This window comes from Eubacterium sp. AF15-50, from assembly GCF_934835595.1.
Classification (GTDB): domain Bacteria; phylum Bacillota; class Clostridia; order Lachnospirales; family Lachnospiraceae; genus Eubacterium_G; species Eubacterium_G segne.
This window is the reverse complement of the sequence record NZ_CAKVZL010000070.1, coordinates 1-11,583: the sequence shown is the minus strand read 5'-3', so window position 1 is coordinate 11,583 and position 11,583 is coordinate 1. Positions and strand designations below refer to the sequence as shown.

The window sequence follows — 11,583 nt, the reverse complement described above, 5'->3', positions numbered from 1 at the left end:
TGGTGGTAGAGATGCAGATGAGCATCAGACAAAAGAAATAGAGGATTATGCTTCAAAAATTAATCCGGATGATATTAAGGAAATGGATTATGAGGAAGCAAAAAAGGAAGGACTTATAAAGGAAGTATATCCTTTAAATGAATATTTAGATAACATCATTGCAGCTGTAGATATGAAAAAAATCAAGGAAGCAGGATTAAGAGTGGCTCTTGATCCAATGTATGGGGTATCTGAAATACCTCTTAAGACATTACTTCTTACGGCAAGGTGTGATGTAGAAACAATTCATGACAGACATGATACACTTTTTGGCGGGAAACTCCCATCACCTACGGCATCAACATTAAGAGGTCTGATAACAAGAGTTATGGATTATAACTTTGATATTGGTATAGCTACAGATGGTGATGCCGATAGGATAGGTGTTATAGATGATACAGGAAGATTTTTGCATCCAAATGATATACTTGTGTTATTATATTATTATCTGGTAAAATACAAGGGATGGCATGGAGCTGTAGTTAGAAATGTAGCTACAACCCATATGCTTGATAAGGTTGCAAAGAAATTTGGCGAGGAATGTTATGAAGTGCCGGTTGGTTTTAAGTACATTTCAGCAAAAATGACAGAAGTTAATGCTGTAATTGGTGGTGAGTCATCCGGTGGTCTGACGGTTAGAGGACATATAAATGGAAAAGACGGTATATATGCTGCAATGCTTCTTATTGAGATGATTGCTGTAACCGGAAGAAAAATTTCAGAAATCTATAAGGATATTGAAGCAGAATGCGGAAGTATCTACATGGAAGAGAGAGATTACAAGTTTAGTCCTCAAAAGAAAGAAGAAATTCATGAACTTTTAATGATTGAAAAGAAGTTACCGGAATTGCCATATGAAATAGATCATGTATCCTATATGGATGGATGCAAGGTATACTTTAAGAATGGTGGCTGGGTAATTGGAAGATTCTCGGGTACAGAACCTCTTATTAGAATTTTCTGTGAAATGCCTGAGAAGGATGATGCGATTAAAGTATGTGAAATATTTGAAAAATTCCTTGGCCTGAAATAATAAATAGACGTTAAGGAGAATTATTAGGACAATGGACAAGGCAGGAAAAAACGGAAAGATGTCAACAAAATTCAACAATATCAAGGCTTCCTTTAATGTAAATCAGTTTAAACAATCTGATTTAACAAGGGGAATGATAAGGGTTATTTTAATGTGTTGGTTTATACCGTGTCTTGCTTTGGCTATTGTTCTTTTTTATGTGGCAGAAACCAAAACTAATGAGCAGATAAATGATACGGTAAATACATCCATGGAGAATGCGGCTGAAATTTGCAGAACTAATATTATGGCGGCAATTGAAGAGTCTAAAAGAGCTTCTTATGATGGGGTTATAAGAGACAGTTATAATTCATATAAAAAAAACGGCAATGATGCCCAGATGTATGATGAAATATCGTCATATCTGAATAATACCTACAAATATAGCGCCTTAATATCAAATACCATATTATTGTTTAACATGAAAACTCCATATCAGTATTATGCATATAGCAATATGGCAGGTTCTACATATGCTAACATTAATGAATTTATGGCAAATGCACTTTCAACTGTAAGTAGTGTGGCAAAAAATCTTGGAACAGGAACTAAATTTGTTGAAATCTCGAATCACTTATATCTTATTAGAAACATTGTTAATAGTCAGTATAAGCCAATAGCAATTCTTGTAATGGAAATTAACAAAAGTTACATATTTAAAAGTATTGATAATGTGGTATGGGCGCAGGATTCATTAATTTATCTGGAAAATGATATGATTAAGAATTGCAGCTCCTTAGACACAATGGATAGAAAAAAATTATTATATTTTGCCAATGAAAAAGTTATGAACAGTGAAGGAATAACCGATTCAGTTCTTAAATATGGATGCAATAAAAATAAAGGTATGTCATATATCACAATGTCAGTTAATAATCAAAGGCTTTCCTTTGTAATAAAACTTGACAGAGTTGGAATGTTAAGTGAAAATAACGTGGCAGTTTATGTATATATCATAATTATTTTATTATTGATTCCATTATTCTTTGCAACATTTTATTATTTTTATACCAATGTAAGTAAGCCTATATCAAGTCTTGTAAAAGCATCTGAGAAAATCGAAAATGGAGAATATGGATACGAAATATCAGATTTTAACAAGAAAAATGAATTTGGTACTCTTATTGATACCTTTAATCATATGTCCGTAAGTCTTGAACAATCTTTTGAGAGGATTTATGCTGAAGAAATTGCCGTAAGAGATGCAAAAATGCAGGCATTGCAGTCTCAGATTAATCCCCATTTTCTTAACAATACGTTGGAAATTATTAACTGGAAAGCAAGAATAGCCGGCAACAACGATGTAAGTAAAATGATTGAATCGTTAAGTGTTATGATGGAAGCAACAATGAACAGAAATAATGAGTCCTTCATTTCAATAAAAAAAGAGATGGATTATGTTAATGCATATTTGTATATTATTGTTCAGCGATTTGGAAGTAAGTTTCAGTTTAAAAAAGAGGTGGATGAGACATTATTTAATATAAACATTCCAAGATTAATTGTTCAGCCTTTAGTTGAAAATATGGTGGAACATGGTGGTGATATTTATGGCAACAGAATTGGAAAGCTAAAAATATATGAAAAAGAGGATTATTTATATATTGTTGTTGAAAATAATGGAAATATAAGTGAACATGACAGGAAACAGATAGACAGTCTTCTTAATGATATGGGAAATATTAAAAATCATTCTCATATAGGAATAAGAAATGTAAATAAACGATTAAAGATACTTTATGGGGAAGATAGTGGATTGACAATATCTAATCCCCAGGATAATTTAACGGTAAGTGAGATTAAAATAAAAAAGAGCAAATTAAGTTGATTCTTGTAAAATTGTACTTTGTTGAAATAGTAACGAACAATAACAGACAAAAAATGGCAATTATAAACAAAAACACCACTTTTTTTGTAATAAAATAACCAAATAATATCAAGAAAATACCAATAAGATACATTCACTTATTGGTATTTTTTGTGTAAAATAATTAATGTAAATCAAATAAATGAATCATCGTCATACATAATATACAAAAATGCTGATTCATGAGAATAAGGAGGATTTAATTATGAGAAAAGCGCTAGCTTTAGTATTATGCGGTGCTATGGCAGTATCAATGGTCGGATGCGGTAGCAGCAATTCTGGTAAAAAAACCAGTGATGAAACAAGTAAGAAATCAGTTAAGTTGAGCGTTACAACAACTTATGCAGGTGAGGACACAAATGCACAGAATTACAAAGATGCAGTAGCAGCCTGGGAAAGCAAGACCGGAAACAAGGTTGATGACAGTTCAGCAACATCTGATGAAACATTTAAGTCAAGAATTACAACAGACTTTGAAACAGGTTCAGAACCTGATGTATTATTCTTCTTTAACGGAGTTGATTCAAATCAGTTCGTTGAACAGGGCAAGGTAGTTTCAGTTGATGAGATTAGGAAAGAATATCCTGATTATGCAAGCAATATGAAGGATGATATGCTTGGCGCATCACCTGTAGATGGAAAGAATTATTCAATTCCTGTTAATGGTTTCTGGGAAGGAATGTTTGTAAACAAAGAAGTTCTTAAAAAAGCAGGAGTAGATGTTCCAACAAAAGATACTACATGGGATGAATTTTTACAGATGTGTGAGAAAATCAAGAAAGCAGGATATACACCAATTGCTGCATCATTACTTGAAATTCCACATTATTGGTTTGAATATTCAATTTACAACTTTGATTCACCTACAACACATAACACAGTTCCTGCTAAGGTAGATGATGCTGCAGGAAAAGCATGGGTTAGTGGTTTAGAGGATATTAAAACATTATACGAAAAAGGATATTTCCCGGCTAATACATTAACAGCAAAAGACGACGAAACATTCCAGTTATTCACAAACGACAAGGCAGCTTTCCTTTGCGATGGCTCATGGAAAGTCGGTGGTATTGAAAGTGCTGTTAAGGATCCGGAAAACTATACAGTAACATATGTACCTGGTAAGGGTGATCGTAAATCAACAGATATTATTGGTGGTATTTCAATGGGATACTACATTACAAAGAAAGCATGGGATGATCCTGAAAAACGTGCTGCAGCTGTTGATTTTGTAGAATATATGACAAGTGATGAAATGGTATCTAAATTTGCAGGTACAGGTGTAACAGCATTAAAGAATGGAACAACACCGGCAGATAATATGACTGCTCTTTCAAAAGATGCTGTAACATTTAGTGCAGGTGTAACAGCAATTTCACCTGCTGTTCAGGATAACTTATCAGAAGCAGTTAGAAAGCCAATCTTTGGTGAAATGTCATCAATAGTACAGGGCAAAACAGCCGCTAAGGATGCAGTACAGGCAGTTATCGACAAGCTCAGTGAATAATATTTATAAATAAAGCAGTAAGATGCTTTAGGTAGTAAATTTAAAACCTACAGGGGTTGTTGGTAAACAGCAACCCCTTATATTTTAGAAAGGTTAATGGAGAAAATGAATTCAAGAATTTACAAAAATAAAAAAATGATAATATTTTTCCTTATACCGGCATTCATTTTCATGTTTGTTTTCCTGTATTACCCATTTGTTCAAAACATAATAAACAGTTTTCAACATATTAAATACATGGGAACGACATCTGCTGAGTGGAATAAACCATTTTATATAAATTATATTAAAATATTTCAAGATCCTAAAATGCTTATAGCTTTGAAAAATACAGGAATCATGATAGTTGCAACAATACTTGGAGAGGTAGGAATTGCGCTTATCTTATCACTTCTTGTAAGCAACATCAGGAAAGGTTCAGGATTTTTCAGAGTTGTATATTTCTTCCCAATCGTTGTTTCGGCAACGGCGCTTGGTTTGTTGTTTAACCTTATCTTTCTTTATGATAAAGGTATGATTAACCAGATTTTACAGTTTGTTGGTTATTTAGACGCCTCAACTAATGAACTTATTGACTGGAAAGCAGACCACGCAATATTTACCATGTTGGTACCGGTTATATGGCAATATGTTGGATTTTACTTCATCATATTGCTAACCGGGCTAAGTGGAATACCGGAAGAATTATATGAGGCGGCTTCAATTGACGGAGCAACAAAATTTCAAAGGGCACGATACATAACATTACCACTTCTTAGAAATAGTATTTGTACATGTGTGGTTCTTGCAGTTACAGGTGCTCTTAAAGTATTTGATTTGCCATGGACAATGTTCCCTAATGGTATGTCAGATACATGGCTGACAGGTACATATATGTATGACAATGTATTCTCTGATGTTGACTTTGCGGCAGCAATCGGTGTAATCATTGTTATAATCGGTGTAGTGTTATCCGTTGTGGTTAATAAAATATTTAAAACTAAAAGTGATTATGAAGTGTAGGAGGTAAAGATGGAGAATAAAACCAAAGTAAGTAAAATAAAAATTTCTACAATAATCATCTATATCTTCCTTATTGCATGGGCAATGACAACAATTTTTCCATTAATATGGTCAATTTTAAACTCATTTAAGGATAGAAAGGCTATATATAGCAATTCCTTTTCACTTCCTTTTGGAGATTTGTTTTCATTGGATAATTACGTAAAAATATTTGACAATTACGATATTATAAGTGCATATAAAAACAGTTTCATTATTTCAGGAACAGTGGCTGTGGTTGTTATTTTGTTATCGGGAATGGCTGCTTATGTACTTACAAGATACAAATTTAAAGGAAAAGGTATTCTTCTGGCGCTTTTGTATGCGGGAATGATGTTCCCAATTTATTCCACAATTATTCCGGTATTCAGATTAGAATCTGCATGGGGATTAGTTAATACAAATAGCGTTGGTGCACATCTTTTATCGGTAATTTTACCGCAGATTGCAGGTAATATGTCATTTGCCATTATTGTATTATCAAGTTATATACAGGGATTGCCTGTTGAATTAGAAGAAGCAGCATATATGGAAGGATGTAACATATTCCAGATTTATTTTAAAGTTATAATGCCTCTTAGCAAGCCATCATTTGTTACGGTAGGAATATTTAGTTTCCTATGGAGTTACAATGATTTGTTCACACAGATGTTCTTCTTAAGAACAAAGGAGAACTGGGCAATTACGGTTTTACTTAATAACATATCTTCAAAAGAGGGTGTAAACTATGGAATGTTATTTGCTTCCGTTACATTAATAGTTGTTCCGGTACTTGTTGTTTACTTATGTTTACAGAAGTACATTATTAAAGGAATGACTGTAGGTGCCGTAAAAGGTTAAAAAATTTGTCATTTTGTGTTAAAATATTAAAAACATAAAAATGGCAAAGGAGAAAAATTATGTATAAAGTTGTCATAGTTGATGATGAGCCAATCATCGTTGAAGGTTTACAAAAGGGGATTGAGTGGGCAAATTGGAATTGTGAAATAGTAGGAACAGGAAGTAATGGATTAGAAGGGTTACAATTAGTAAAGGAATTACAGCCTGATATTCTCATTTCAGATATATCAATGACTAATATGGATGGTTTAGCAATGGTTGCCGCTGTCAAATCAGAATATCCTAATATTGAGGTTTGCCTTCTTACCGGATTTAGAAATTTTGAGTACGCACAGCAGGCTATTAAACTGGGAGTAACAAGATTTTTACTTAAGCCGTCAAAGTTTGATGAATTAGAGGAAGCAATTGATGCTATGATAAAAAATCTCCAGTCCAAAGGAGATATGGGCGAGGAGTCAGATAGTGATATTTGGGATTTAAATGATCCGGAAGAAAAATATCTCTATGATACATTTATTAAAAACAGAGTCATAGACGAATCAGATTACGAAGGGAAACTTAAGTTTACTGATGCAAACAATTACATAATCAAAAATGCCATAAAATTCATGTATGAGCACTATGTTTTGAAATTAAGTCTTGTAGATGTGGCTGACCAGTGCTTTATAAGTAACTGGCATCTTAGCAAGTTGTTAAATCAGTATACGGGAAAAGGTTTCTTTGAAATAATTAATAGAATTCGTATTGACAAAGCAAAAGAATTATTGAAAACTACGTCATACAAGATTCAGGATATTTCTGAAAAAATAGGTTTTCAGGACGTTACCCATTTTTCAAGAATTTTTAAAAATTATGAAGGAGTGTCACCTAAGGAATTCAGAAATAATACCAACGTATGATTGATAGTGGAAAGGAATCAATATGCGTATTATCAAAGCGGATGATTATTATTCAATGAGCAGAATGGCAGCTAATATTATCTCTGCCCAGATAATAATGAAACCTAAATGTGTTATCGGACTGGCAACAGGTTCGACACCACTTGGAACTTATGCACAGCTTATAGAGTGGTATAAAAAGGGCGATTTGGATTTTAGCGAAGTAACGACAATTAATTTAGATGAATACAAAGGGCTATCACCTGAAAACGACCAAAGTTATCGTTATTTCATGAATAAAAATCTGTTTGACCATATTAACATTAAAAAAGAAAATACTTATGTACCAAACGGATTAGAGCCTGACTCTAAGAAAGCATGTGATGAATATAATGAGATTATCAGGAAAAGCGGAGGGGTGGATTTACAGCTGTTAGGTCTTGGAAATAACGGACATATAGGATTTAACGAACCTGATGAGGCTTTTGAAAAAGAAACTCATTGTGTAAAATTATCAGAAAGTACAGTTAACGCAAATTCTCGTTTCTTTGAAAATATAGATGATGTACCAAAGGAAGCATATACCATGGGAATCAAATCAATTATGCAGGCAAAGAAAATTGTTATTGTTGTAAATGGTAAAAACAAGGCTGAAATAGTTAAAAAAGCATTTTTTGGACCGGTAACTCCAAATGTTCCGGCTTCAGTTTTACAGTTACATAACGATGTAACGTTAGTAGGTGATGCAGAGGCTTTAGAACTTATAGATGAATATATCTGATATGGAGGCAAAAAATGCTTATTAAAAACGGTTTAGTTTTTACAAAAGATTTTAAATTTGAAAAAAAGGATATTCTTATTAAAGATGGAATTATAGAAAAAGTAGATGATTTTATTAAAGCAGATAACATTGATGAAAATCATATTGTTGATGCTTTGGGATTTAAGGTAATTCCGGGACTAACGGATATTCATTTTCACGGTTGTGTGGGATATGATTTTTGCGATGGAACTGATGAAGCCATAAGTGCTATGGCAAAGTATCAGTTAAGTAATGGTGTTACAAATATCTGTCCTGCTACAATGACATTACCATTAGAAAGGCTTAAAAAAATTTGTTCAGTTGCAGCTAATCACAAATCAGGTGAAGGTGAGGCTGTTTTATGTGGAATTAATTTAGAGGGTCCATTTGTTTCACCTCATAAGTGCGGGGCGCAAAATCCGGAATATGTCCATAAGCCGGATGTGGAATTTTTACAGGAATTAATTAAGGATTCTAAGGGACTTACAAAGCTTGTGACCATTGCACCGGAAGTAAATGGTGCCATTGATTGTATAAAGGCTTTAAAAGATAAAATTTCATTTTCAGTAGGACATACAATTGCTAATTATAATGAAGCAAAATTAGCCTTTGATATGGGAGCTAATCACGTTACTCATCTCTATAATGCAATGACCGGTCTGAATCACAGAGAACCGGGAGTTGTAGGGGCAGCTGCAGAAAATGAAAGGGTTATGGCTGAAATGATTTGTGATGGCATACACATTCATCCTGCGGCAATTAAGGCAGCATTTAAGATGTTTGGAGATGACAGAATTATTCTTATAAGTGACAGTACCATGGCATGTGGTATGCCTGAGGGTGAATACGAACTAGGCGGTTTACCGGTTTACTTAAAAGATAAGGCTGTAAGACTTAAAGATGGAACATTAGCAGGTAGTGCCACAAATGTTTATGAATGTATGGTAAACATTATTAAAATGGGCATTCCTGAATGCAGTGCCATAAAAGCAGCAACATATAGCCCGGCAAAATCTATAGGCATTCTTTCAGAATGTGGTACTATAGAGGACGGAAAGAGGGCAGGAATTGTTCTCATTGATGAAAATTATGATATTAAAAAAGTAATCAGATAAGTGTATCTTAAATTGAAAATTGTCAATTTATAAGTTATAATCTTATTTATGAGAAAGATTACATTAGGAATACTGGCTCATGTAGATGGTGGTAAAACTACTCTCTCTGAGTCAGTATTGTATTTAACGGGAAAAATAAGAAAATTAGGTCGTGTTGACCATAAAGATGCATATCTGGATAATTTTCAGATGGAAAGAGACAGAGGAATAACGATTTTTTCAAAGCAGGCAGTCTTTGAATATAAGGATATGGAGGTAACATTATTAGATACTCCGGGACATGTGGATTTTTCCACTGAGATGGAGCGAACATTGCAGGTATTAGATTATGCTGTTCTTCTTGTAAGTGCATCAGATGGCATACAGGGACATACTGAAACATTATGGAAGCTTTTAGCCAGGTACCAGATTCCAACTTTTATTTTTGTAAATAAAATGGATATGCCAAATGTAAGTGGCGATTTTGTTTTACATGAATTAAAGGAAAAATTTGGAGATAATATTGTAAGATTTCAGGGAGATGTAGGCATATTAGAAGATATAGCCATGACTGATGAAAATGTTTTAGAGGAATATATGGAAACAGGAAATATCAGTCAGGAAACCATTACTGAACTTATATTTGGCAGAAAGCTTTTTCCATGCTATTTTGGTGCGGCTTTAAAGCTTGAAGGAGTTGAAGATTTGTTAGAGGGGATATGTAAGTATACCTTTGAAACTGTGTACAGTGATAAATTCGGAGCCAAAATATATAAAATATCAAAGGATAATAACGGCAACAGACTTACACATATGAAAATCACCGGTGGAAAGTTGTCTGTTAAGGAAAGCATTAAAGGAAGCAGTATAGATAGCGGTGAGTGGGAAGAAAAGGTAAATGAAATAAGAATTTATTCCGGAGAAAAATACCAGCCTGTAGGAAGTGTTGTGGCAGGAGATGTATGTGCCGTAACTGGCCTTACCAAAACATATTCAGGTCAGGGATTGGGTCAGGAAGAAGAAAGTGAAACCCCTGGTTTAATACCTGTTCTTTGCTACAAAATTATTCTACCTGATGAGGTTAATATTAATCAGGCATATTTAAAAATAAAGGAATTAGAGGAAGAAGACCCTACCCTGCAATTAAAGTGGAATGGCGAAAAACAGGAAATAACAGCAAACGTTATGGGGCCTATTCAGATTCAGGTTTTAAAGCAGCTTATTAAGGAACGGTTTGACATGGATGTTGAATTTGATTCTGCCGGAATTTTATATAAGGAAACTATAGGGGATTCGGTAATTGGTGTTGGGCATTTTGAGCCTTTAAGACATTATGCAGAGGTTCATTTATTGTTAGAGCCGGCTGAACCGGGGAGTGGAATTATATTAGACTCAAAGGTTAAAGAAAATGATTTGGCAAAAAACTGGCAAAGGCTTATTCTTACTCACTTAGCAGAAAAAGAGCATAAGGGAGTTTTAACAGGTGCACCAATTACTGATATATGTATTACTATTGTTGCCGGAAAGGCACATTTAAAGCATACTGAAGGTGGTGATTTCAGACAGGCAACATACAGAGCTGTAAGACAGGGGTTAAAAAAGGCAAAATCAGTGCTTTTAGAGCCATATTATGATTTTACTTTGGATGTTCCGGCAGATTGTGTGGGAAGAGCTATGAATGATATTAGCAGAATGTACGGCTATACAAATCCACCACAGTTGTCTGAAAGTAATGCCACCCTTAAGGGCTATGCACCGGTATCGGAAATTTGGAATTATATAACAGAAGTCAACGAGTATACTCATGGTAAGGGAAGACTTACCTTAAAATATAAAGGCTATGCACCTTGTCACAATGAAGAGGAAGTTATTAATGAAATAGGATATGACAGTGAAAGCGATGTAAATAATCCTACAGGGTCTGTATTTTGTGCCCACGGCGCCGGATTTAATGTCCCGTGGGATTTGGTGGAAGATTATATGCACCTTAAGGATGAGACTAATCTTAATAACATAGAGGTTGGGGAAATTACAACAATTAATACTGATACTCCGTCTAAGACCCGGTTAAATACTTATGCAGGAGACAAGGAATTAGAGGAAATTTTTGAGAGAACCTTCGGCAAAATAAAACGAAAAAAAATTGCTACACCTACTGTTAGAAGATATGACAGTAAACCTAAGGTTTATAAAGGAAATAATAAGAATAATCTGGCAGAATGTGTTTTGGTAGACGGGTATAATATTATTTTTGCGTGGGATGAATTAAAAGAATTAGCTAAAGACAACATTGACGGGGCAAGGGATAAGCTTCTTGATATTATGTCTAATTATCAGGGATATAAAGGCTGTACCGTTATAGTTGTATTTGATGCTTATAATGTAAAAAGGCATACTGAAACAGTATACAAACATGATAATGTGTTTGTAGTGTATACAAGGGCAG

At 34.0% G+C, this 11,583-nt stretch carries 9 protein-coding genes; all 9 read left to right on the top strand.

The features are described 5' to 3' along the window. The coding region (locus tag Q5O73_RS08165) for a phosphoglucomutase/phosphomannomutase family protein (RefSeq protein ID WP_302669442.1) at nucleotides 1–1,072 on the top strand (1,072 nt) is incomplete at its 5' end. 31 nt (nucleotides 1,073–1,103) lie between these two features. Beyond that, nucleotides 1,104–2,939 (top strand): sensor histidine kinase, encoded by a 1,836-nt coding sequence (locus tag Q5O73_RS08160; protein ID WP_302669441.1) that lies wholly within the window; start codon nucleotides 1,104–1,106, stop codon nucleotides 2,937–2,939. 244 nt (nucleotides 2,940–3,183) lie between these two features. Further along, nucleotides 3,184–4,482 carry an ABC transporter substrate-binding protein gene (locus Q5O73_RS08155; protein WP_021952963.1) on the top strand — a complete coding sequence of 433 codons (1,299 nt, stop codon included), beginning with the start codon at nucleotides 3,184–3,186 and terminating at the stop codon, nucleotides 4,480–4,482. Between the two features lie 309 nt (nucleotides 4,483–4,791). Then, nucleotides 4,792–5,484: a carbohydrate ABC transporter permease gene (locus Q5O73_RS08150; RefSeq protein WP_368075846.1), complete on the top strand. Its 693-nt coding sequence runs from the start codon at nucleotides 4,792–4,794 to the stop codon at nucleotides 5,482–5,484. A gap of 9 nt (nucleotides 5,485–5,493) precedes the next feature. Then, entirely contained in the window at nucleotides 5,494–6,363 is an 870-nt protein-coding gene (locus Q5O73_RS08145; protein ID WP_302669440.1) for a carbohydrate ABC transporter permease, read from the top strand. 59 nt (nucleotides 6,364–6,422) lie between these two features. Beyond that, nucleotides 6,423–7,262, top strand: a complete 840-nt coding sequence (locus Q5O73_RS08140) for a response regulator (protein WP_302669439.1) — start codon at nucleotides 6,423–6,425, stop codon at nucleotides 7,260–7,262. Between the two features lie 22 nt (nucleotides 7,263–7,284). After that, nucleotides 7,285–8,022, top strand: coding sequence for a glucosamine-6-phosphate deaminase (gene nagB / locus Q5O73_RS08135; protein WP_021952967.1), 738 nt, complete (start codon nucleotides 7,285–7,287; stop codon nucleotides 8,020–8,022). Between the two features lie 14 nt (nucleotides 8,023–8,036). Further along, a complete protein-coding gene (nagA, locus tag Q5O73_RS08130) occupies nucleotides 8,037–9,158 on the top strand; it encodes an N-acetylglucosamine-6-phosphate deacetylase (RefSeq protein ID WP_302669438.1) in 1,122 nt (373 codons plus the stop codon). A 48-nt stretch (nucleotides 9,159–9,206) separates the two neighbouring features. Further along, nucleotides 9,207–11,583 (top strand): NYN domain-containing protein (locus tag Q5O73_RS08125; protein ID WP_302669437.1); only part of this gene is annotated, 2,377 nt, incomplete at its 3' end.

Excerpts from the sequence above, each read along its gene's own strand:
- Q5O73_RS08160 (WP_302669441.1), top strand. The coding sequence starts at position 1,104 with ATGGACAAGGCAGGAAAAAACGGAAAGATGTCAACAAAATTCAACAAT.
- Q5O73_RS08155 (WP_021952963.1), top strand. The coding sequence starts at position 3,184 with ATGAGAAAAGCGCTAGCTTTAGTATTATGCGGTGCTATGGCAGTATCA.
- Q5O73_RS08150 (WP_368075846.1), top strand. The coding sequence starts at position 4,792 with ATGCTTATAGCTTTGAAAAATACAGGAATCATGATAGTTGCAACAATA.
- Q5O73_RS08145 (WP_302669440.1), top strand. The coding sequence starts at position 5,494 with ATGGAGAATAAAACCAAAGTAAGTAAAATAAAAATTTCTACAATAATC.
- Q5O73_RS08140 (WP_302669439.1), top strand. The coding sequence starts at position 6,423 with ATGTATAAAGTTGTCATAGTTGATGATGAGCCAATCATCGTTGAAGGT.
- nagB (WP_021952967.1), top strand. The coding sequence starts at position 7,285 with ATGCGTATTATCAAAGCGGATGATTATTATTCAATGAGCAGAATGGCA.
- nagA (WP_302669438.1), top strand. The coding sequence starts at position 8,037 with ATGCTTATTAAAAACGGTTTAGTTTTTACAAAAGATTTTAAATTTGAA.